This is a genomic window from Flavobacterium sp. HJSW_4 (genome assembly GCF_042436695.1).
Classification (GTDB): domain Bacteria; phylum Bacteroidota; class Bacteroidia; order Flavobacteriales; family Flavobacteriaceae; genus Flavobacterium.
The window spans coordinates 131,198-155,652 of the sequence record NZ_JBHNPP010000003.1; the positions used below are offsets into that span (position 1 = coordinate 131,198).

The window sequence follows — 24,455 nt, forward strand, 5'->3', positions numbered from 1 at the left end:
TAGTATAAAATTACCAAAGTTTAGACATGATTTTATTTTGAATTTTAACATTTTTTAATGTATTTTATTGATAATCATCGTAATTTGGAATATGATTTTTAAATAAAAAACACCGAACTCTTTATACTTATTTACTTATATTTGTTGACCAAAAAAATAACCGGACTGTGACTCAGATCAATAAATTAAAAATATTCAACGATCCTATATATGGCTTCATTACGATTCCGAATGAGCTGGTTTACGACTTAATTCAGCATCCTTATTTTCAGCGTTTGCGCCGTATTTCACAGATGGGATTGTCGTATTTGGTGTATCCAGGAGCCAATCACACTCGTTTTCATCATGCATTAGGATGTATGCATTTGATGAAAAAAGCAATTGATACGCTTCGTTTTAAAGAAGTTGTGATTTCTGAAGAAGAAGAAAATGCTCTTTTGATAGCTATTTTACTTCATGATATAGGGCATGGGCCTTTTTCGCACGCAATGGAAAAAAGCATTGTTGAAGATGTGCATCACGAAGCCATTTCGCTATTATTTATGAATCAGCTAAATGAAGAATTTGGCGGAAGATTAAGTTTGGCAATTCAGGTTTTTAAAGGAGAATACCATAGAAAATTCATGTTGCAATTGATTTCAAGTCAGTTAGATATGGATCGAATGGATTACTTAAAACGAGATAGTTTTTATACAGGTGTTGCTGAGGGAAATGTAAATTCTGAACGATTGATTCAGATGATGAATGTTGAAAATGATGTTTTAGTAATTGAAGAAAAAGGAATTTATTCTGTAGAGAAATTTTTGCTTTCAAGAAGATTAATGTATTGGCAGGCTTATTTGCATAAAACCAGTTTAGTAGCCGAATTAATTTTGATGAAAGTTTTAAAAAGAGCTAAAGAATTGGTCTTAAAAGGAGTAGAGCTTCCTTGTAGCGAACCGCTTTCTTATTTTATGCACAATAAAATTACTCTTGAAGATTTTGATGCTGAGAAATTAGGTTTGTTTTCTCAATTAGATGATTTTGATATTATTAGCGCCTTAAAAGCTTGGCAGAGACAAGACGATTTTGTTTTAAGCACTTTGAGCAAAATGATTATCAACAGAGATTTGCTTAAAATTAAAATGAGTGCTGAAAAAGTCTCAATGGAAGAGTCTCAGGCTTTGAAAGAGCAGTTTGCCAATAAGCATCATATTTCGCAATTGGATGCAGGATATTTTATTTTTAGAGGGAAAATTAAAAACCAAGCCTACAGTAAAGAAGCAGAACCTATTCGTATTTTGAAAAAAGATAAAACAATTGAAGATGTTGTTGAAGCTTCTGACCAGCTGAATTTGAAATCGTTATCTAAATTGGTAACAAAATATTATATCTGTTTCCCAAAACAACTTATATAAAATTAACATTTAAAACCTATTTTTTATATTTTTGTCGCGATGAAATTTACAGCAGAACAAATAGCAGGAATTTTAGAAGGAGAAGTTGTTGGGAATCCCAATGCAGAAGTTTCTAAACTTTCTAAAATCGAAGAAGGAGACGAAGGATCGCTTACTTTTTTGGCTAACCCAAAGTATATCAATTATATATATACTACAAAAGCGACAGTAACAATTGTTAACGACAGCTTTATTCCGGAACAGGAAATTACAACTACACTAATTAAAGTGGAAGATGCTTATGCGGCGTTTTCTAAACTTTTACATTTTTATAATCAGGTAAAATTAAACAAAACAGGTATCGAACCTCAGTCATTTATGTCTGAAGGGACTAAGTATGGTGAAAATTTATACTTAGGAAGTTTTAGTTATATCGGGCAAAATGTAGTTTTAGGTAATAATGTGAAAATTTATCCAAATAGTTTTATTGGTGATAACGTTGTTATTGGTGATAATGTATTCATTTTCGCAGGTGCAAAAATCTATTCAGAAACGGTAATTGGAAACAATTGTACGATTCACTCTGGCGTTATTATTGGCGCTGACGGTTTTGGTTTTGCTCCAAATGAAAACGGTGAATACAGTAAAGTGCCTCAAATCGGAAATGTTATTATTGAAGATAATGTAGATGTTGGTGCTAATACTACAATTGATAGAGCTACTCTTGGTTCTACTATTATTAGAAGAGGAGTTAAATTAGACAATCAGATCATGATTGCCCATAATGTAGAAATTGGAAAAAATACTGTGATAGCCGCTCAAAGTGGTGTCGCTGGTTCTACAAAAATTGGCGAAAATTGTATGATTGGAGGACAGGTAGGTATTGCAGGTCACTTAACAATAGGAAACAATGTAAGGCTTCAAGCGCAATCGGGTGTAGCCAGAAACATTAAAGATGATGAAGTTTTACAAGGAACTCCGTCACTTGGATATACAGATTTTAATAAATCGTATGTTCATTTTAAGAATCTGCCTAAAATTGTGGCTCAAGTTGAAGAATTAAAGAAACAAATAATAAACCCAAAAAATGGAAATAATGGTTAAACAGAAGACCATCAAAAATGAAATTTCGCTAACAGGAGTTGGTTTACACACTGGAAAAGAAGTTACAATGACTTTTAAACCTGCACCCGTTAATAATGGTTTCACTTTTGTAAGAGTTGATTTGCAAGGTCAACCAGTAATTGAAGCTGATGCTAATTATGTTGTTAATACTCAAAGAGGAACAAATCTTGAGAAACTTGGTGTGAAAATTCAAACACCAGAGCACGTTTTGGCTGCAGTAGTAGGTTGCGATTTGGATAATATCATTATTGAATTGAATGCCTCTGAACTTCCAATTATGGATGGTTCATCAAAATATTTTGTTGAAGCTATTGAAAAAGCTGGTATTGAAGAACAAGACGCTAGCCGTAATGTTTACGTGGTAAAAGAAGTTATTTCTTTCACTGACGAAGCTACAGGAAGTGAAATTCTTGTTATGCCAAGCGATGAATATCAAGTTACAACTATGGTGGATTTTGGTACTAAAGTTTTAGGTACTCAAAATGCTACTCTTAAAAGTTTAGCAGATTTTAAATCTGAAATCGCAAGTTCAAGAACTTTTAGTTTCCTTCACGAATTAGAGTCTTTGTTAGAGCACGGACTTATTAAAGGCGGAGATTTAAACAATGCAATCGTTTATGTAGATAAAGAAATTTCTGAGTCTACAATGGCGAATTTGAAGAAAGCATTTGGTAAAGATGAAATTTCTGTAAAACCAAACGGAGTTTTAGATAACTTGACTTTACACTATCCTAACGAAGCAGCAAGACACAAATTGCTAGACGTTATTGGAGATTTATCTCTTATTGGAGTACGTATTCAAGGTAAAATTATTGCAAACAAACCAGGTCACTTTGTAAATACTCAATTTGCTAAGAAATTGGCAAAAATTATAAAAATTGAGCAGAGAAACCATGTTCCAACTTATGATTTGAATCAAGAACCTTTGATGGATATTCATAAAATCATGGCAATGCTTCCTCACAGACCTCCATTTTTGTTAATTGACAGAATTATTGAAATGTCAGATCGTCACGTAGTAGGATTGAAAAATGTTACTATGAATGAGAATTTCTTTGTAGGTCACTTCCCAGAAGCTCCAGTTATGCCAGGTGTATTGATTGTTGAAGCAATGGCGCAAACAGGCGGAATTTTAGTATTAAGCACTGTTCCAGATCCTGAAAATTATTTGACATATTTCATGAAAATTGACAATGTTAAATTCAAACATAAAGTATTGCCAGGTGATACTTTAATTTTCAAATGTGAGTTGATTTCTCCTATCAGAAGAGGAATTTGTCATATGCAAGCAAACGCTTATGCAAATGGTAAATTAGTTACTGAAGCAGAATTAATGGCACAAATAGCAAGAAAACAATAATAAATTATCAAATTTATTGTTTAGGTTTGTTGCTTCAAATTTAGAATATTTTAATTAAAAATATAAAACATACAGATGAATCAACCATTAGCATATGTTCATCCAGGCGCGAAAATCGCTAAAAACGTTGTAATAGAGCCATTTACAACAATTCACAATAATGTTGTTATTGGTGATGGTACTTGGATTGGTTCAAACGTGACCATTATGGAAGGAGCTCGTATTGGAAAAAATTGTAATATTTTTCCAGGAGCTGTAATTTCTGCAGTGCCACAAGATTTAAAATTCGGAGGTGAAGATTCTCTTGCTATTATCGGTGATAATTGTACGATTAGAGAATGTGTAACTATAAATAGAGGTACAGTTGCTTCAGGGCAAACAATAATTGGAAATAACTGTTTAGTAATGGCTTATGCTCACATCGCACACGATTGTGAAATTGGTAACAATGCTATTATTGTAAATGGTGTTGCACTTGCTGGACACGTAGTGGTTGGTAATCATGCCGTTATCGGAGGTTTGGCTGCAATTCACCAATTTATTCATATTGGAGATCACGCAATGATTTCTGGTGGATCTTTGGTTAGAAAAGATGTTCCGCCTTTTACAAAAGCGGCAAAAGAACCATTGTCTTATGTAGGAATTAACTCCGTTGGTTTAAGAAGAAGAGGATTTACAACTGAAAAGATTAGAGAAATTCAGGAAATCTATAGAATTTTATACCAAAAGAATTACAATACAACTCAAGCTTTAAGTATTATAGAAGCTGAAATGGAAGCGACTCCTGAAAGAGATGAGATTTTAGATTTTATCAGAAATTCGTCTCGAGGAATTATGAAAGGTTATTCAGGAAACTATTAAATTTTAGAGTTTAGATTTCTGATTTTAGATTCTAAACTTCGGATAAAAAGTAAACAATAAATGAATGAAGATTGATTCTTAGTATAGAATTTAAAATCTACATTCTAAAATCAAAAATAAAAAACAATGGCATCTACATCAGATATTAGAAATGGATTGTGTATTAAATTTAATCACGATATCTATAAAATTATTGAATTTCTTCACGTTAAACCTGGAAAAGGTCCAGCTTTCGTAAGAACTAAATTGAAAAGTTTAACTTCAGGAAAAGTATTAGACAATACTTTTTCAGCTGGTCATAAAATTGACGTTATCCGTGTTGAAACACACACATTCCAATATTTATATCCAGAAGGAGATGAGTTTCACTTTATGAATGCTGAGACATTTGAGCAAATTTCTTTAAACAAAAACATCTTGGATGCTCCAGATTTGTTAAAAGAAGGAACAAATGTAATGGTTCAAATCAATACAGAAACAGATTTACCATTATCAGTAGATATGCCAACATCTGTAATTCTTGAAGTTACTTACGCTGAACCAGGAGTAAAAGGAAATACTGCTACAAACGCGACAAAAAGCGCTACTGTAGAAACTGGTGCTAACATCAACGTTCCGTTGTTCATCAACGAAGGTGATAAAATTAAAATTGATACAGCTTCAGGTTCTTACATGGAGCGTGTTAAAGAATAGTTATTTTAATTAAGATAATTTGACAATGAGTCAATTAGATAATTTGTGAATCGACATAATTTTGTATATTCACATTCTAATTGACTCATTTTCTAATTTACAAGTTTTCTAATTATACTATATGAAATTTCCAAAGAGTCATTCTTTACAAGAAATTGCCAATTTGCTTAACTGCAAATTTATTGGAGACAAAGATTTTCAAGTTTTAGGCATGAACGAGATACACGTTGTTGAGCCTGGAGATATTGTTTTTGTTGACCATCCAAAATACTATGATAAAGCTTTGCAATCGGCTGCAACTATTGTTTTAATAAACAAAGAAGTTGAATGTCCAGAAGGTAAAGCCCTTTTAATTTCAGATGATCCGTTTAGAGATTTTAATATTCTTACGAGACATTTTAAACCGTTTCAGTTTGCTAATGTGGCTATTGCTCCTTCTGCAGAAATAGGCGAGGGTACGGTTATTCAGCCAAATTCTTTTGTTGGTAACAATGTTAAGATTGGAAAAAACTGTCTAATACATTCTAATGTGTCTATTTATGATCATACTATTATTGGTGATAATGTGATTATACATGCTGGAACTATTTTAGGAGCTGATGCTTTCTATTATAAAAAACGTCCAGAAGGTTTTGATCAGTTAGTTTCTGGCGGAAGAGTTGTTATTGAAGATAATGTTGGTATCGGTGCTTTGTGTACAATCGATAAAGGGGTTACTGGAGATACAACAATTGGTGCGGGCACTAAATTAGACAATCAAGTACATGTTGGACATGATACTGTGATTGGAAAAAAATGTCTGATTGCGTCACAAACAGGTATTGCAGGCTGTGTGATTGTAGAAGATGAAGTAACATTGTGGGGACAAGTTGGAACTACAAGTGGCATTACAATTGGCGCAAAAGCAGTTGTAATGGGACAAACTGGAGTGACTAAGTCAGTTGAAGGTGGAAAATCGTATTTTGGTACTCCAATTGAAGAGTCTAGAGAGAAATTGAAACAATTAGCCAATATTAAGAAGATTCCTGAAATTTTAAGTAAATTGAAGTAATATGTCTATTAAAGAATTTGTTCAGAAATTTTATAAGTCAGATGCCTTAATTGATAGCGAAATTTTAAAAACTTATCTGCATCCTGATGTTACGCTTGAATGGAACAGCAGTAAAGGTTTTATTCAGATGAATTATGACTCTATAGTTGAAATGGCAAATGAGCTTAGTCGTGCTTATGTACGATCTAAGGTCAGAATTAGCCATATTATAGCTGAAGACGATTTAGTATCAGTGCGTTACTCTCATTTTGTGAAAACAATTGAAAATCCTAGAGAGGAAATGCTTTTGGCGCATTTTGCAACCATTTGGCAGATAAAAGATGATAAACTTTATAAAGGTTATCAAATGAGTCAATTTTCTTAATATTTTTTTGACAATAAAAGAGGCAAAATACATTACAAAACCTTATTTTTGCAACACAAATTTAAAAACTACATAAAATATATATCATGAGTGTTTTAGTTAATAAAGATTCCAAAATAATTGTTCAGGGATTTACAGGAAGCGAAGGAACTTTCCACGCTTCTCAAATGATTGAGTACGGTACTAATGTTGTTGGAGGTGTAACTCCAGGAAAAGGTGGTACTAGCCATTTAGATCGTCCAGTTTTTAATACAGTGAAAGATGCTGTTGATCAAGCTGGTGCTGATACTTCTATCATTTTCGTTCCGCCAGCTTTTGCTGCTGATGCAATTATGGAAGCTGCTGATGCTGGAATTAAAGTAATTATTGCTATTACAGAAGGAATTCCTGTAGCAGATATGATTAAAGCAAATAATTATGTTAAAGAAAGAAATTCAAGATTAATTGGTCCAAACTGTCCAGGTGTAATTACTCCAGGTGAAGCTAAAGTTGGTATTATGCCAGGTTTCGTTTTCAAAAAAGGAACAGTTGGTATCGTTTCTAAATCAGGAACTTTAACTTATGAAGCTGCTGACCAAGTTGTAAAACAAGGTTTAGGTATCACTACAGCTATCGGAATTGGTGGAGATCCAATTATTGGAACTACAACTAAAGAAGCTGTTGAATTATTAATGAATGATCCAGAAACTGAAGCAATCATTATGATTGGTGAAATTGGTGGTCAATTAGAAGCTGATGCTGCTAAATGGGTAAAAGCTGATGGTAACCGTAAACCAGTTATTGGATTTATCGCTGGAGAAACTGCTCCTGCTGGTAGAACAATGGGTCACGCAGGTGCTATCGTTGGAGGTTCTGATGATACTGCTGCTGCTAAAAAACAAATTATGAGAGACAACGGAATTCACGTTGTTGATTCACCAGCTGAAATTGGTAAAAAAGTAAAAGAAGTATTAGGATAATCTCTAATATCAAAATAATAAATTCCAAAAAAGTCTCAATATTTTGTTGAGACTTTTTTACATTTTTGAAATACTGAGGTAAAACAAAAAAATGTAGCGTCCTAGAACCTCAGTATCTTAGGAGCTAAAAAAATAATATGTACAAAGAATTAGAAAAATTTAAATCAACAAGCAGCTTTACTTTTACTGTAAATGATAGTTTAGAAGAAGCTTGCAATGCTCCAGAAGGAAGTGCAGGAATCTTTGTTGTTTATGCTGTTGAAGGTGGCGAGAAAGAATTGATCATGGTTGGTTCTACTGGAACTGTTCAGAATGACGGAACTTTAAAAAGTAAAAATGGCGGACTTTACGACAAAATTGTAAACGGACATCAGTTTGCTAAAACAGGAAGAAAATATTCTTGGCCAGCTCAAATGAAATTAGAAAATATTTCTGAGCTAGAAGTAGTTTGGTATGAAACTTTCTCAGGAGATGTAAAAGCAATTCCAACAGCTGTAGAAGGTCAAGTTTTACAAAACTTCTTAGATGAAAACGGTAAATTGCCAAGATGGAATGTAGCTTTTTAAGCTTCTTTCAATTTAAAAATTATAAAAAACCTTACTGATTAATTAGTAAGGTTTTTTTTATGGAGTTGTAGGTTTTTAATTTTTGGTTTAATATATTTAAACACCAAAAAACTAACTAAATCTATGATAAAGAACTACTTGCTATCGCTGGCTTTGTGCTTTTTTTCTTCTTTAAATGCGCAAATAATTAATATTCCAGATGCTAATTTCAAGGCAAAACTTTTACAGGCCGATATAGATAATTCGATATCTATGAATGATGATGGAACTTCACAAAAAATTGACAAAAATAATGACGGAGAAATTCAAGAGTCTGAAGCATTGTTAATTTCATCATTGGATATTCGAAAAAGCAATATTTCATCTTTAGAAGGAATTCAAGGTTTTAAAAATTTATTGTTTTTAGAATGCTCTGATAATAAGATTGCAACATTAAATTTGACAGGTTTAAACAATCTGCAAGTAATTTCCTGTGACAGAAACAATTTGATAAGCTTAAATGTGCAACAACTAACCAAACTTAAAACTATTTCTTGTTGGACTAATAAATTGACAGAATTAAATCTAGATGGGGTATCAGGTTTACAATATCTGGAATGTAGCGAAAATATGATTACATCACTTGATCTTATGCAATGTCCTGATTTAATAAATTTAGGATTTTACAAGAATAAAATATCGAATTTAGATTTAAGTACTTTTTCAAAACTCGAAAATTTATTCTGTGGTTATAACGAATTGGTTGATCTGGATTTAAGCAGTTCGATTAACATGAAAACATTACACTGTGATAACAACAAATTGACTAATTTGAAATTAGCAGTAACTGACAAATTATGGCAATTAGGATATGATCATAATTTTTTAAGTGATCTAGATGTTACTCATTTATCGGGTCTTTTAGTATTATTATGTACGTCTAATAAAATAACAAAGTTAAATTTGAAAGGGCTTGAAAAGCTTCAATATTTGGATTGCTATAATAATGAAATTGATAAATTAAATTTATCGGAAGTGCCAGATTTAACATTTTTAAATTCTTCAGGAAATTTGTTAACAGAGATTGATGCTACAAAATCTAGTAAACTGCAAAATTTTTATTGCAATGATAATCCATTATTGAAAACTGTCTTTTTGAAAAATGGCAGTATTGAAACAGATTTAGACTTTTCAAACAATCCTAAGCTAGAATATATCTGTGCTGACGATGATCAATTAATGAGTATTCAAAATATTCTTAAACAAGAGGGGTATTCAGAATACAATGTAAATTCGTATTGTACTTTTGAACCAGGAGGAGAGCGCTATTCAATTCAGGGAACAAATCGAAATGATTTGAATAATAATGGTTGTGATGCTTTGGATATTCCAGCTTCGTTCTTAAAGTTCAAAATTGAAAATGGAGTGAAATCTGGAAATTTTATAAGTAATGAAACAGGAAAATATGACGTAAAAGTTCCAGCTGGAAATTATAAAGTAATACCAGTTTTAGAAAACCCAAGTTATTTTGCTATTTCTCCAACAGAAATTCAGGCAGATTTCCCAGCAGTTTCTAGTCCGAAGGTGCAAGATTTTTGTATTAAGGCAGTAGGAATTCATAACGATTTGGAAGTAATGATATTGCCAATATGGCCGTCAAGACCAGGTTTTGTGGCGAGGTATAAAATTATTTATAAAAATAAAGGAAATACGGCTCAGTCAGGAACTGTTACTTTTGAATTTAACGATTCAGTCCTTGATTTAATGAGTTCGAATCCATTAGTTTCAACAACAGCATCAAATAAAATGTCGTGGAACTTTGCCAATTTGAAACCATTTGAATCTAGAGAGATTGATTTAAATTTGCATGTAAACTCTCCTACTGAAACTCCCGCAATTAATAATGGGGATATTCTTTCTTATACCGCTTCGATAACTTCTTCAGAAACAGATGAGTTACCATTAGATAATACTTTTGTATATAATGAAACAGTTCTCGGTTCATTGGATCCAAATAATAAAACTTGTTTAGAAGGAAGTGTTATCAAGCCTCAGCTTATTGGTGAATATGTTCATTATTTAATCCGTTTTGAAAATACTGGAACTTACAATGCTGAAAATGTTGTGGTTAAGGATGTAATTGATGCTTCGAAATTTGATGTTTCAACGTTAGTTCCTACTAGCGCAAGCCATTCTTATACAACTAAAATTTCAGACGGAAATAAAGTAGAGTTTATCTTCAAAAAAATAGATCTTCCTTTTGATGATGCGAATAACGATGGTTATATTGCTTTTAAAATCAAAACATTACCGACTTTAGTTGTAGGAGATTCTTTTGAGAATGAAGCAAATATTTACTTTGATTATAATTTTCCGATTTTAACCAATAAAGAAACCTCAACGTTTAAAACTTTGGCAACGCAAGATTTTGAGTTTTCGTCTTATTTTTATGCTTACCCAAATCCAACTCAGAATGTTTTGAATGTGCTTTCCAAAGATTCAGTCAAAATGCAAACAATCACCGTTTACAATCTTTTGGGACAAGTTATTTTAACAATTCCTAATGCTCAAGATATATCTAAAGTTGATATTTCTAAATTTCAATCAGGAAATTATATTCTTCAAGTTAAAACAGAAGTTGGAAATTCTGCAATCAAATTCATTAAGATTTAAGAAGATGTCTTTAACTTAAAAAAAAGCCTTATTTTGAATAAGGCTTTTTTTTTGCTATTTTTTTTGTGGAACAAATCAATTATCAAAAAATATAAAATCCGATTAGTTAATTAAAATTTAAATTATGGTAAATTTAAGTTTAATCTAAAAACAAAGGGCAAATACTGACAAATTTAGAAAAAGTTACATTTTTTTGTAATAAATTGGGTTTTGATTATTAGCTTTTCTATATTTATCACACAAAAATAAAAAATAATGTTAAAATTTGATTCTTTTTGTAGTGTGAAAATAGAGGTGTAATGTAAAACACTTGTTTATTTTTTGTTAAATTAAGTGTATTTTTCTTCTGTTTTTGATTAAAAAAAGAGCAAAATTTTAGGTGTAGTTTTAATCTCATGTAATTAATCTTTCTATTCTAAGTGCATTCTTAAAATAATTTGATTTTTACGCCCCAAAGTGTTTTGTATGAGCCAAATTTTAAAAAACAAGGTTTTAGACGATTTTATTCTGTGGAATAATTTGAAAAATGGGAATGAAAAATCATTCTCTCTGCTTTTTGAAAAATACTATAGAGACCTGATCAATTACGGTAATTCACTTTGCCCGTATGCTGAAAAGGTGCAAGATTGCATACAAGATGTTTTTGCTGATATTTGGCTTTATCGTGACTCATTACAAGATAATGTTGTGGTTAAGGCATATTTGCTTTCTAGCGTTAGAAAGAGAATTGCTCGTTTGCACGAAAGAGATCATGTATTTAGAAAAACGACTACTACTGATGTTTTAGAATTTCTTTTTGACTTTTCTATAGAAAATGATTTGGTTGAAGATGAATTTACAGCTGAACGAGTTCTTCTTTTAAATAAATTATTAAATGATCTTCCTGGCCGTCAGAAAGAAGCGTTGTATTTGCGCTATCACCAAGGATTAAGTGTAGATCAAATTGCTGATTTATTGGACGTAAATTATCAATCTGCGAGTAATCTTTTGCATCGCGGTTTGTTGAGTCTTCGTAAAGAATGGAAAGGCAGTATTCCGCTTCTAGCCCTTATATCTTCAGGACTTTTTTAAAAATTTAAGAAAAAATCAAAAAAAAATCTTAAATAGGTGAGTATATAATAAAAAAAGTGTCCTCTATGTTTTTGTAACCTTAATAGTAAGATGCAAAAACGTAACAATTATACCGAAATAGAAGACTTCTTAGCTGATGAATCTTTTCAATTATGGATTTTATCTAAAGTTGATGAACAAGGCTGGGAAGAATGGACTTTAGAAAATCTTGAAAGAGCCAAACTGGTAGAAGACGCAAGACTTGTACTGTTGGCAATGCGAGTTCCAGAATCTAACTTATCTTCAAATGAAGTTCATGAAGCCTTACAGGAAACTTGGCGAAAAATTGAACAAAGAGAAGAACTTTCTCAACAAACATTAAAAATCAAAAAACTAAAAATACAGAGATACTGGATTAGCGGTGTTGCAGCAGCTATTTTGGTTGGTATTTTCTCTGTATGGTTTTTTAAAAATGACATTTTAGCTACTGATAATGTAGTTACTTACAACGAACTTGTTCAGGATAATGATGAAGGTTTGGTAGAACAAACCAACAATTCTGAAAAATCTCAGATAATCACTTTGTCTGATGGAAGTTCTGTCTTATTACAACCCAATAGTAAATTAAGTTACCCTAAAATCTTTACCGGGAACGAAAGAAAGGTGTATTTATCCGGCGAAGGTTTCTTTGAAATTAGTAAAAATCCTAAAAAGCCTTTTTTTGTTTATGCTAACGAAATTGTGACTCGCGTTGTTGGAACAAGTTTTAGAATTAAAGCTTATCCAGATCAGCAAAATGTTGAAGTTCTTGTTCGCACCGGTAAAGTTAAGGTAAAGTCTAATGATTTGGTTGCTACTGCTGAACGTGAGGAAATTGTTCTGCTTCCTAATCAGGCATTGCGTTTTGCTCGTAAGCAATTGGTATTTAATAAGATTACCAATATTACTGAAGATCCAATTTTAGTAAATAGTGTTAGAAATATCGAGCAGTTAAGCTTTGAATTTACTGATATTCCTGTAGAACAAATTCTCGAAACAATTGAACAGGCATATTTAGTAGATATTGATTTTCCGCACGATAAATTAAAAGATTGCCGATTAACAACTTCTTTAAGCGATCAGCCGTTGGCCGAAAAGCTTAAAATAATTTGTAAAAGCATTGGAAACGATACCAATTATGAAATGAATGGTAATCAGATTGTAATTACGACTTCTGGCTGTAACTAGAGTTCGAGATTCGATCAAAAAAAACAAAAATCCAAAAACCAAAATAAAACGAATTAACAACTAAAAAAACAATTTGTAATGCCTATGTAGAAAAAAAATACATAAAAAAAGTGCCGAGAATGCTGTAACATTATCGACACTTAAATCTGAATAAATCACTCTCTGTAAAGGGTAATTTATGATGTTTCTTAGAATACACTCGAATAGTATTAATCAAAACAAACCAAAATTATGAAAAAACCTGTTGTCAAGCAACGATTACTTCACCAAATCATGAAAATAACGCTGTTTCAGTTTGTGTTAGCGCTTGTGTTTTCAAGCGTTACTCTCGCAAATAATGTAAATGGGCAGAAAAAATTAGATACTAAAGTAACTATTACAGTTGATAACCTAACTTTAGATAATGCTTTATCAAAAATTGAAAAGTCTGCTCATGTAAAATTTTCCTATAACTCAAGACTTCCTCAACTGGGAGAGAAGGTTAGTATAGAAGCTAATCAAGAAACTCTGTCTAGTATTTTGAGTAGGATATTGGTTCCTTTTAATATTACTTTTTCAGAAATTAGCAATCAGATTGTGCTTCAGAAAACTGCTGTTTCTTTCTCTAATGCCAATAACCATGATTCTTTGTTCGAAATTTTAACTTTTGGACCAATTATCAAAGGTAAAGTTACAGATCAAAGTGGTTCGCCGCTTCCTGGTGCTACTGTAATGGCTAAAGGAACAAAAACTGCTGTTTTAACAGATTTTGATGGAAACTTTTCTATCGAAATGCCTGCTAACGTAAATCGTCTTGTGATTTCTTATGTTGGAATGGAAACAAAAGAAATCGGAATTGATAACCCAACGCCAACTGTTGTTTTGACAGAGGCAGGGCAAAATCTTAAAGAGGTTGTAGTTACAACAGGTTACGAAAAAACTTCAAAAAGAACATTTACAGGAGCTATCAGTAAAATTTCTGGATCAGAATTAAAGGTTGATGGTGTTGTAGATGTGAGTAGAATGATTGAAGGAAAAGCTGCCGGAGTTACTGTGCAAAACGTTACAGGATCTTTTGGTGCTACTCCAAAAATTACTGTTCGTGGATCTTCTTCTATCTTTGGTGATACAAAACCTTTATGGGTTATTGATGGTGTGGTTCAAGAAGATATTATCAATGTAACATTTGCAGATTTAGCATCTGGAAACTCTGCCACATTATTAAGTTCTGCAGTTGCAGGTTTAAATGCAAATGATATTCAAAGTATTGAAATTCTTAAAGATGCGTCTGCTACTTCAATCTATGGTTCAAGATCGTTAAATGGAGTTGTGGTTGTTACAACAAAACAAGGACGTAGAGATTCTCCTTTAAAAATTAACTATTCTGTAGAAAATACAGTTAGAACTGTACCAAGTTATACGCAGTTTGATATCTTGAATTCTCAAGAATCTATGAGTGTTTTTCAAGAAATGAGAACGAAAGGTTATTTGGATCAAAGTTCTTCATTAACGGCTAGATTTAGTGGTGTTTATGGAATTTTGGCAAAACAGATCAATTTGTATGATAGTTCAAATGGTCAATTCGGAATTAGAAATGAACAGCCATATATTAATCAATTTTTGCAAAAATATGAATTAGCTAATACTGATTGGTTTAAAGTTTTGTTTAGACCATCAATCACTCAAAATCACTCTTTAAGCTTTTCTGGTGGAGGAAAAAACAACACTTTTTATGCTTCTCTAGGATATTATACAGATCCAGGATGGACTGTAGCAGATAATGTAAAACAGTTATCGGCTAATATTAAAGGTACATTTTACATCAACGATAAATTAAATATTACTCTATCTACTTTAGGATCGATGCGTGATCAAGATGCTCCTGGATCTTATGATAGCAAAAATGATCTTGTGTTTGGTAAAGTGACCAGAGATTTTGACATCAACCCTTTTAATTATGTATTAAGTACAAGCAGAACGTTAAGACCTTATGATGATAATGGAGATCGAGAATATTATCAAAATAACTGGGCGCCAATGAATATTCTTAACGAATTAGAAAATAATACATTAGATATTAAAGTAAATGATATTCGTTTTCAAGCAGATTTAGATTATAAAATCAACAAAAATTTAAGCTACAACCTAACAGCTTCAGCACGTTATGCTAATACATCAAGAGAGCATAAAATCTATGAAGGTTCAAACGTAGTGGGTGCTTATAATGCAGGTGTTGGTGAAACGTTGAATACTCAAATTCAAAAAGACAACGTGTTTTTATATCAAAATCCAAATGATTTAACAGCTCCTAAAGTTTCTGTATTGCCAAATGGTGGATTTTTAAGAAAGTTTACTAATGACATGACTTCATACAATGTTAGAAATAGTATTACGTACAGAAATACATTCAATGACAAACATGAATTAGAAGGGTTTTTTGGTACAGAGTTTAGATCTGTAGATAGAAATAATGACAACTTTACTGCTGCTGGTATTCAGTTTCAAAAAGGTCTTACTTCTTTCGTAGACCCTAGATTGATTGAAAAATTGGTAAACGAAGGAAACTCTTACTACGAGTTTGGTGCAGAAAGAGAGCGTACAGTTGGTTTCTTTGGTAAAATAGGATATACTTACGATCGTCGTTATACAGCTTCTGTAACAGGTCGTTATGATGGTTCAAACAGACAAGGAGATACTGGTTCTTCTAGATGGTTGCCTACATATACTGTGAGTGGTAAATGGAATGTGAAAGAGGAAAGTTTCATGAAAGATGTTGAGCCAATTAATACATTGGCACTTAGAGCATCTTATGGTCTAACAGCAACAGCTGGGCCTGCAACAAACTCATTAGCAATTTATAAAAGTTTCATTACAGACCGTTTTAATGTTGGAGACAGAGAAAATGCAATTCGTATAGAAGATTTGCAGAATAAAGATTTAACATGGGAAAAACAGTATGAAACCAATATTGGTGTTGATCTTGGAATGTTTAGAAATAGAGTCCAGTTTACAACAGATGTTTACCGTCGTAAAGCATTCGATTTGATTGATTATGTAATTACTTCAGGAGTTGGAGGAGAATCTATTAAGCAAGGTAACAATGCAGATATGGAAACTAAAGGTCTTGAGATTGGATTTACTACTCAAAACATTGTTTCAAAAGATTTCAAATGGTCTACTACAGTGAATTTTTCTGTTTACGATCAGAAAATCACAAAATTGGCGAACAAACCAGCAGTATTTGATTTGATTGCTACAAACGGAGGGAATACAGTAGGACACCCTAGAAACTCATTATATTCTTATCAATTTACAGGTTTAAATAATGAAGGACTTCCAACTTTCATTTTACAAGATGGAGCAGAAAACAAGATTACAGAAGCTAATTTCCAAGATACAAATGATGTGACAAAGTATTTGAAATATGAAGGATCTGTAGAGCCTAATAAATCTATTGGTTTTGCTAATACATTCAATTATAAAAGCTGGTCTTTATATGTTTTTGTTGTAGGATCTGGAGGAAACAAAGTAAGATTAAACCCTGTGTACAGCAATAGATATACAGATCAGACAGTTTTCACAAAAGATTTTGCAAACAGATGGATTAACCCAGGAGACGAAAACTATACTAACGTTCCTGTTATTGCTGATAAATTGTTGAATAGAAATTATGGCGCGAGTGATCTTCAGATTGCTTACAATACTTATAATTACTCTGATGTTAGAATTGCAAGTGGTGATTTTGTACGTTTAAAAAATGTCTCTTTAAGCTGGGAATTCCCAAGTGATTATAAGAGAAAATTAGGATTATCAACTTTCACATTGAAAGGTTCGGCGGTTAATCCTTGGCTGATTTATTCAGATAAAAAATTAAACGGACAAGATCCTGAATTCCGTAACACAGGAGGGGTAGCTTTCCCAATTACGGCACAATATACTTTTGCAATTAATATTTCATTCTAATACTAAATTGATTATGAAAAATATAAAAATAGCACTGTCATTATTATTACTAATTTCTATTAGCAGTTGTGATGATTTCCTTTCAGAAGTGCCAGATAATAGAACACAGATAGATACTCCAGAAAAAATATCAGAATTATTAGTTACCGCTTATCCAAGCAGATCATACTTTCCGATTGCAGAGTCAATGTCAGATAACGTTTTTGATACTGAATCAAAAGAATCTGTGAATATAATTAATGAAGAAAGCTACAACTGGCAAATGCACACCCAAATCGGAACGGATAGTGAAAGTGCATTTTGGATGGGATCTTATGAAGCAATTGCTGCTGCGAATCAGGCTTTAGACGCTATAGAAAAACTAGGCGGACAAGAGACTCTTGACCCATTAAAAGGAGAGGCGTTAATAGCAAGAGCATACAATCATTTTATGCTGGTTTCATTTTGGGCAAATCGTTACAATCCTGCAACAGCTGGAACAGATTTAGGAGTTCCTTATATTACTAAACCAGAAACGGCTTTATTGGTAGCCTATAAACGTAATACAGTAAAAGAAGTATTTGATTTTATTGAGCAGGATATCAATGAAGGAATGAAATATATTGGAAATGAGTATAAAGAGCCTAAATATCACTTTACTGTAGAAGCTGCAAAAGCATTCGCATGTCGTTTTTATTTAATTAAAGGTGATTGGGATAAGGTATTAGAATATTCTGAAGGACTTGGTTCTAAACCAACAAAAATTAGAAATTATGCTGCTTTTAATGCAGTAGCTTTTGCGCAAATGCCAATCGAATATTCAAAAGTGGAACAAGAAACTAATTTATTGGTGGCTTATCCAAATTCAATTGCAAATAGATGGGCAGCATACAGATTTGCACTTCCAGGAAATAGATCTGATGAAATATTAGGAACACAAACGAATATCTGGGCAAAGCCTCATTTAATTAGATCTAATGGTCAATATTTTGGAGGTACAAACGTATTTGTTCCAAAGCTTTATGAGTATTTCAAATACACGAATTTAACATCTCGTACAGGTGAACCTTATACTGGTTCTGTGTTATTTAGTAATGACGAAATGTATTTGAACCGTATTGAGGCATTAGTAATGAAAAACAGAATTGCTGAAGTAAATACAGAATTCGGATATTTCTTAGGAACTAGAACTTCAGGATATAATGCAACAACAGATATATTAGACGAAACAATTATTACTGCTAAATATCCTGTTATTGCAAATGAATTTACGCCTTTTTATGCATTATCAGATCTTCAAAAATCTTATATCAAAGCAATTGCTGAAGCAAGAAGAAGAGATTTTATTCGTGAAGGTCTTAGATGGTTTGATATTAAACGATTTAATCTTGTTGTAACGCATACTACTCTTGAATTTGGAAAAGCGATAAAAACTAATGTCTTGGAAAAAGATGACAAAAGAAGAGCGTTACAAATACCGCTTAGAGCTTCAGATAATGGTATTGAAAAAAATCCTAGGTAAATTTTAATTAGAAAGTATTATGAAGATATTTAAAACATATAAAACAGTAGTTATTGCAGGTGTCTTATTGCTGGCATCATGCGCACATGAAGATCAGCCAAAAGATAGTCAGTTAGATTTTTCTACACCTTCTAAAACAGAATTAGATAATTGGATTGGTACAAATTTCTTAAATCCATATAACATCAATGTTTATTACGAATGGAACCAAAATTTGGTAGACGAAAATAGATATTTATACCCTCCACAAGGAGATAAAGTACAGCCAGCAATGGAGGTTGTAAAGAAAATTTGGATCGATAGTTATAGCATTATTGGTGGGGTAAATTTTGTTAAAAAAATAGCTCCAAGAGAATTTGTACTTGTAGGAGGTGTGAACTTAAACACAAATGGTACTGTAACACTTGGACTAGCAGAAGCTGGACAAAGAGTATCTCTTTTTCAAGTTGATAATCTTAATAGAAAAAGCAGAGCAAGTGTGACGCAATTCATTCACACGATTCAGCACGAATATGTACACATTTTAAACCAAACAAAACCTTTTGACGAGCAATCTTGGGCAAAATTAACACCATCTGGATATACTACATCTTGGTACGCTGAGTCAATTGCGACTTCTAGATCGTTAGGTTTTATTACAAGTTATGCTAGATTAAATATATATGAAGATTTCGCAGAGACTGCCGCTACAATTCTAACGAGTTCAAAAGCAGAGTACGACGCCATTTTAGCAAGTATTACAGATGCTAATGCAAAAGCTAATATTAAAGCAAAAGAAGCTTTGGTGGTTAAATATTATAAAGATTCTTTCAATATAGACTTTTATGCATTAAGAGACGAAGCTCAAAAAAATACTGATGCTGTAATAAACAATTAAGGACAATAAATTTTTATAAAAATTAATATTATGAAAGTAAAATATATATATAAGTGCTTGATGATCGCTTTTGCAGCTTTGCTTTTGGGATCATGTTCAAGTCCAGAAGTAGATGCAAAATTTGATCAAAATGCTACTGACCGATTAAGCGGACGCCAGAAAGAGTTAAACGATTTATTGCTTTCATCAGCAGATGGTTGGAAAGCAGTTTATTATACTGATAGTACGCAATTAGGAGGATGGACGCATTTGTTTAAATTTTTGCCAGGAGGAAAAGTAGATATGGCATCAGATTTTACAGGTAAAGATGGAGAGATAGATACAAAAGTATATCAAAGTCAATACGAAATGCAGGTAGGAAGTACTGTAAGTTTAGTTTTTACAACACAGAATAGAATCCATCTTTTGTCAGATGCAAGTAATTTTCCTACAGGGGCGCTTCTTGCAAAAGGGTATTTAGGTGTTTTCCAGTTTTATTATTATGGAGAAAAAAATGGCGATATTATTTTCAGAACGAATAGAAATAGTCACTTTCTTCGTTTTGTAAAAGCTACGCCAAAAGATTGGACTGATTTATCAGGTAATGTTCCAATTATCAAAGCAATTACAGGTGATATGAATAGTCCATTATTTAGATTGTTAGAAATAAATGATGGTACAACGACTAAAAATTATGATTTTGATTATAATACGGCTGCTCGTTTTGGTACGGGTTATTCTTTAGATCCAGATGTAAATACAAGTTATGACCTAGCATTTTCATTTAATCCAACAGGAGCTTACACAAAACTCCCATTAGAGGTTAAAGGTCAGAAGCTTACCGATTTTGTTTATGATAGTACAACTAACACTTTTATTGCGACAGGAAAAGATGGGGTTAAGGCTACTATTATGTATACAAATGCACCACCTAGACTTACAGATGATTATAAAGTGACATTGCCAGCAGCAGGAGCTCCGTCAACAGCTTATGGTTATATCGCGGCGAATCTAGCAAGCGCTCCAACAAATACGCCATTGTGCAGATTTTTGCTAAATGAAATTAACAGCGCATCTGCTGCAAAAGTAAATAGAGTTCAATTTACATTTTATAATAATCGAACTGTAGATGTCATGTACAGTTTTACTGGAGGAAAAGCAACAATCTACCATAGAGCAACTATTACAGAAGATGCTGTTAATAAAACCGTTATTTTAAAACATTCATTTTGGCATAATGGAACAGCAGTTATTGCAGCAGATGCTTTAGTAAAAAATCTTGATGATAAATTAATGGATCCAAAAGGTTTATATGTTACTAGAGAAAACTTTAGATTTGGTGGAGCATCAAACGCAATCTATACTTTTACTGGTGCATCAAGCAGTTTTAGAATCACTACTTACGCATTTCAATAATTAGTTAAATTTAGAAAAAGCAACTCATTTTATGAGTTGCTTTTAAAATTTACTCTATCAAAATAACTAGGTTCTTATCATGTAAATTATGATGAAAAAAGTTTTAACACCAGCAACAATTGCAATTTTCTTTTGGGGAATAGGTTTACTTTTCATAAATGAATATTACCATGAATATTTAAGGCCTTATCTATATCTATCAATAATAATTGCGATTAGCTGTATAGTTATTGACAAGATTAAGGAGGATAAAGAAGAAAAAAGCGAATAGGCGCAAGGCAAAAATTTTAAGGTTACAAACAATATTTGTACTAATTGCATTTTTTAAATCGAAAAAAATCACATTCAAACTTTTTAGTTTTGTTTTTTTATTTTGGGGGGGAAACAGCTCATTTTTATGAGCTGTTTTTTTTGTTTTGTCAACATCTAAAATTCTTAAGCCAATTTTTGGATTACAAATTTTATTAAACGCCCAAATAATCTATATTTGTAATTCAAAAAATAAAACGAATACCTTAATATGAAATTACTAGAAGGAAAAGTTGCAATTATTACTGGTGCAAGCCGTGGAATTGGAAAAGGAATTGCAGAAGTTTTTGCTAAACATGGAGCAAACGTTGCTTTTACATATAGCTCATCTGCTGCATCGGCAGAAGCTTTAGAAGCAGAATTAAATAGTTTAGGCGTTAAAGCAAAAGGATACCAATCTAATGCAGCAGATTTTAACGAAGCTCAAACTTTTGTTGACGCTGTTTTAGCTGATTTTGGAACTGTTGATATCTTAATCAACAACGCTGGAATTACAAAAGACAATTTGTTAATGCGTATGTCTGAAGCAGATTTTGACCAAGTAATTGATGTAAACTTGAAATCGGTTTTCAATATGACAAAAGCGATTCAGAAAACTTTCTTGAAACAAAGAGCAGGATCTATCATTAATATTAGTTCTGTTGTTGGAGTTTCTGGAAACGCTGGTCAAACAAATTACGCAGCTTCAAAAGCAGGTGCAATCGGATTTACAAAATCTGTAGCTCTTGAATTAGGTTCTCGTAATATTCGTTGCAACGCAATCGCTCCAGGTTTTATCGAAACTGAAATGACTGCAAAATTAAGCGAAGATGTAGTAAAAGGATGGAGAGAAGGTATTCCGTTGAAACGCGGAGGAACTACAGAAGACGTTGCAAATGCTTGTCTTTTCTTAGCTTCAGACATGAGTGCTTACATCACAGGACAAGTTCTTAATGTTTGCGGAGGAATGCTTACCTAAGGTACTGAGGTACTAAGTTACAAAGGTTCAAAGGTTTTTAGTATTCAGTCTATTCTGATTCTAGATTAAGCTGAACACTTTTATAGTCAAATTATTTGACTTTTTTTAAATCTGACGACTGTAAACTGATACTGAATACTAAATAAATATGACTACAAACACGATTCTTTTATTATTGCTTTCTTTAGTAATTGCTGGTGGGTTGTCGTATTTTCAATATTTTTTTAAAGCCAAAAGTAAATCCAATGTGATTATACTTTTGGCTTTTTTACGTTTTTTAGCCATTTTCGGATTATTGGTTTTATTGATAAATCCGATTATTTCTAAGAACTCACTCGAAATTACCAAAACGCCTTTGGCAATCGTGGTCGATAATTCGAGTTCGATTGTTGCTTTAAAATCAGATAAAAAAGCAGTCGAATTGTACCAGAAATTGGTTTCGAATGCTGCGTTAAAAGAAAAATTCGATATTCAAACCTATCAATTTGATAATGATTTTAAAACTTCTGATAAATTTGATTTTAAAGGGAATCAAACTAATTTAGATGAAGTTGCTAAAAATTTAAAAAGCATCAACAAAAATCTGATTTTCCCGACAGTTATCGTTACCGACGGAAATCAAACTACAGGAAATGATTATGTATATCGTTTTGATCCTGTCAATAAAGTTTATCCTTTGGTTGTGGGAGATACAACCACTTTTTTTGATTTAAAAATCAATCAGTTAAACGTAAATAAATACGCTTTTCATAAAAATAAATTTCCAGTTGAAGTTTTTCTGCAATACGCAGGAGACAAAACAACAAATGCAGAATTTACCATTTCGCAAGGAAATACTATTGTCGCAAAAGAAAAACTTTCATTTTCGCCATCAAAGAAAACAGCTTCTTTAAATTTGCTTCTTCCAGCAGACAAAGTTGGATTGCAGATATACAAAGCAAGCATTCAATCTTCGGCAAAAGAGAAAAATGGTTATAATAACATCAAAAATTTTGCAGTAGAAATCATCGATCAAAAGTCGACTATTGCGATTGTTTCTTCGATAAATCATCCGGATATTGCAGCATTAAAACGTTCTATTGAAGTTAATGCACAGCGTAAAGTAATATTAGTTAAACCAAATCAGATTAATGATTTAGATGATGTTTCTGTTTTGGTTTTATATCAGCCAACAACAGCTTTTAAAGCTATTTTTGACAATAATAAATTAAAAGGAACTAACACCTTTATTATAACAGGAAACAATACCGATTTCAATTTCTTAAATCAGCAGCAGAACAATTTAGTTTTCAAAATGAGTAATCAGCGAGAAGACTTTCTTTGTGAATTCCAATCGGCTTTTAATTTGTTTGCGATAGATAATATTGGTTTTGAAAATTTCCCGCCTTTACAAAATCCGTTTGGAAATATTAGTACTAACGGAAATGTATCTGTTTTGCTTTCTTCAAAAATTAGAAACGTTTCTATCAATGCGCCTTTATTGGCTTTCGCCGAAAATCAAGGAAAAAGAACAGCTTTTCTTTTGGGAGAAAACAGCTGGAAATGGCGTTTGCAAAGCCATGTTGATAATCAATCTTTTGAAAAGTATGATGTCTTTATAGATAAAATTATTCAATATCTAGCATCGTCTACTTCAAAAAAATCTTTGGTTGTATCTCACGAAAGTTTTTACAATTCTGGAGAAGAAATCATTATCAATGCGCAATATTTCAATAAAAATTATGAGTTTGACGAAAAAGCAAGACTTACAATTACTGTAGTAAATGCAGCGACTAAACAAACTAAAAATTACGATTTACTGAAAGGAAGCAATTCTTTTTCAGCTAATTTAGAAGGACTTCCAGCTGGAAAATATAACTTTACAGTAAAAGAATTGAATTCAAACACTTCATACGCAAGTCATTTTGAAATTCTAGATTTTGATATTGAAAAGCAATTCGTAAATCCAGATGTTACCAAATTACAGCAATTGGCGCAGCAAACAGGAGGAAAGGCTTTCTTCGAAAACCAAGCTGATCAATTGATTAATTCACTTTTAGAAAACAAAGAATACAAATCAATCGAGAAAAATATCTCAAGCAAAACTCCAATTATTGATTGGGTTTGGTTATTGATTTTGATTGCTTCTTTACTAACAATTGAATGGTTTGTTAGAAAGTACAATGGTCTTCTGTAGTTTTTAGTTTAAA

General features: G+C 32.1%; 19 protein-coding genes. All 19 read left to right on the forward strand.

What is annotated here, in order from left to right; genetic code table 11:
• Positions 1-167 precede the first annotated feature (167 nt).
• The 19 genes from ACE01P_RS03900 to ACE01P_RS03990 all read left to right on the forward strand — a co-directional run bounded on the left by ACE01P_RS03900 (position 168) and on the right by ACE01P_RS03990 (position 24,442).
• Positions 168-1,397 carry an HD domain-containing protein gene (locus tag ACE01P_RS03900; RefSeq protein WP_379694413.1) on the forward strand — a complete coding sequence of 410 codons (1,230 nt, stop codon included), beginning with the start codon at positions 168-170 and terminating at the stop codon, positions 1,395-1,397.
• A gap of 39 nt (positions 1,398-1,436) precedes the next feature.
• Positions 1,437-2,480 (forward strand): UDP-3-O-(3-hydroxymyristoyl)glucosamine N-acyltransferase, encoded by a 1,044-nt coding sequence (gene lpxD / locus ACE01P_RS03905; RefSeq protein WP_379694416.1) that lies wholly within the window; start codon positions 1,437-1,439, stop codon positions 2,478-2,480.
• Positions 2,473-3,861, forward strand: a complete 1,389-nt coding sequence (locus ACE01P_RS03910) for a bifunctional UDP-3-O-[3-hydroxymyristoyl] N-acetylglucosamine deacetylase/3-hydroxyacyl-ACP dehydratase (RefSeq protein WP_379694418.1) — start codon at positions 2,473-2,475, stop codon at positions 3,859-3,861. The genes lpxD and ACE01P_RS03910 overlap by 8 nt, the downstream gene beginning before the upstream one ends.
• Before the next feature lie 75 nt (positions 3,862-3,936).
• Positions 3,937-4,722, forward strand: a complete 786-nt coding sequence (lpxA, locus tag ACE01P_RS03915; protein ID WP_125720656.1) for an acyl-ACP--UDP-N-acetylglucosamine O-acyltransferase — start codon at positions 3,937-3,939, stop codon at positions 4,720-4,722.
• A gap of 126 nt (positions 4,723-4,848) precedes the next feature.
• Positions 4,849-5,415 (forward strand): elongation factor P, encoded by a 567-nt coding sequence (gene efp / locus ACE01P_RS03920; RefSeq protein ID WP_379694421.1) that lies wholly within the window; start codon positions 4,849-4,851, stop codon positions 5,413-5,415.
• A 121-nt stretch (positions 5,416-5,536) separates the two neighbouring features.
• Positions 5,537-6,466, forward strand: coding sequence for a UDP-3-O-(3-hydroxymyristoyl)glucosamine N-acyltransferase (locus ACE01P_RS03925; RefSeq protein ID WP_379694424.1), 930 nt, complete (start codon positions 5,537-5,539; stop codon positions 6,464-6,466).
• Between the two features lies 1 nt (position 6,467).
• The gene (locus ACE01P_RS03930; RefSeq protein ID WP_379694427.1) at positions 6,468-6,830 is read left to right on the forward strand and encodes a nuclear transport factor 2 family protein; all 363 of its coding nucleotides are present in this window, start codon (positions 6,468-6,470) and stop codon (positions 6,828-6,830) included.
• 86 nt (positions 6,831-6,916) lie between these two features.
• Positions 6,917-7,789: a succinate--CoA ligase subunit alpha gene (gene sucD, locus ACE01P_RS03935; protein WP_144212837.1), complete on the forward strand. Its 873-nt coding sequence runs from the start codon at positions 6,917-6,919 to the stop codon at positions 7,787-7,789.
• A 137-nt stretch (positions 7,790-7,926) separates the two neighbouring features.
• On the forward strand, positions 7,927-8,355 hold the full coding sequence (locus tag ACE01P_RS03940; protein ID WP_379694429.1) for a hypothetical protein: 429 nt from the start codon (positions 7,927-7,929) through the stop codon (positions 8,353-8,355).
• Positions 8,356-8,478: 123 nt separating this feature from the next.
• On the forward strand, positions 8,479-11,007 hold the full coding sequence (locus ACE01P_RS03945; RefSeq protein ID WP_379694432.1) for a T9SS type A sorting domain-containing protein: 2,529 nt from the start codon (positions 8,479-8,481) through the stop codon (positions 11,005-11,007).
• A 465-nt stretch (positions 11,008-11,472) separates the two neighbouring features.
• Entirely contained in the window at positions 11,473-12,078 is a 606-nt protein-coding gene (locus ACE01P_RS03950) for an RNA polymerase sigma factor (protein WP_379694435.1), read from the forward strand.
• Positions 12,079-12,168: 90 nt separating this feature from the next.
• Complete coding sequence (locus ACE01P_RS03955) at positions 12,169-13,284, forward strand: FecR family protein (RefSeq protein WP_379694438.1); 1,116 nt, start codon at positions 12,169-12,171, stop codon at positions 13,282-13,284.
• 231 nt (positions 13,285-13,515) lie between these two features.
• The gene (locus ACE01P_RS03960) at positions 13,516-17,226 is read left to right on the forward strand and encodes a SusC/RagA family TonB-linked outer membrane protein (RefSeq protein ID WP_379694440.1); all 3,711 of its coding nucleotides are present in this window, start codon (positions 13,516-13,518) and stop codon (positions 17,224-17,226) included.
• A 13-nt stretch (positions 17,227-17,239) separates the two neighbouring features.
• The gene (locus ACE01P_RS03965) at positions 17,240-18,727 is read left to right on the forward strand and encodes a RagB/SusD family nutrient uptake outer membrane protein (RefSeq protein WP_379694443.1); all 1,488 of its coding nucleotides are present in this window, start codon (positions 17,240-17,242) and stop codon (positions 18,725-18,727) included.
• 19 nt (positions 18,728-18,746) lie between these two features.
• Positions 18,747-19,604: a putative zinc-binding metallopeptidase gene (locus tag ACE01P_RS03970; RefSeq protein WP_379694446.1), complete on the forward strand. Its 858-nt coding sequence runs from the start codon at positions 18,747-18,749 to the stop codon at positions 19,602-19,604.
• A gap of 30 nt (positions 19,605-19,634) precedes the next feature.
• The gene (locus ACE01P_RS03975) at positions 19,635-20,999 is read left to right on the forward strand and encodes a DUF4302 domain-containing protein (RefSeq protein WP_379694449.1); all 1,365 of its coding nucleotides are present in this window, start codon (positions 19,635-19,637) and stop codon (positions 20,997-20,999) included.
• Between the two features lie 88 nt (positions 21,000-21,087).
• Complete coding sequence (locus tag ACE01P_RS03980) at positions 21,088-21,270, forward strand: hypothetical protein (RefSeq protein ID WP_379694452.1); 183 nt, start codon at positions 21,088-21,090, stop codon at positions 21,268-21,270.
• A 249-nt stretch (positions 21,271-21,519) separates the two neighbouring features.
• The gene (gene fabG, locus ACE01P_RS03985) at positions 21,520-22,266 is read left to right on the forward strand and encodes a 3-oxoacyl-[acyl-carrier-protein] reductase (protein ID WP_071637930.1); all 747 of its coding nucleotides are present in this window, start codon (positions 21,520-21,522) and stop codon (positions 22,264-22,266) included.
• A gap of 148 nt (positions 22,267-22,414) precedes the next feature.
• The gene (locus tag ACE01P_RS03990; RefSeq protein ID WP_379694454.1) at positions 22,415-24,442 is read left to right on the forward strand and encodes a hypothetical protein; all 2,028 of its coding nucleotides are present in this window, start codon (positions 22,415-22,417) and stop codon (positions 24,440-24,442) included.
• The last annotated feature ends 13 nt before the right edge of the window (positions 24,443-24,455 follow it).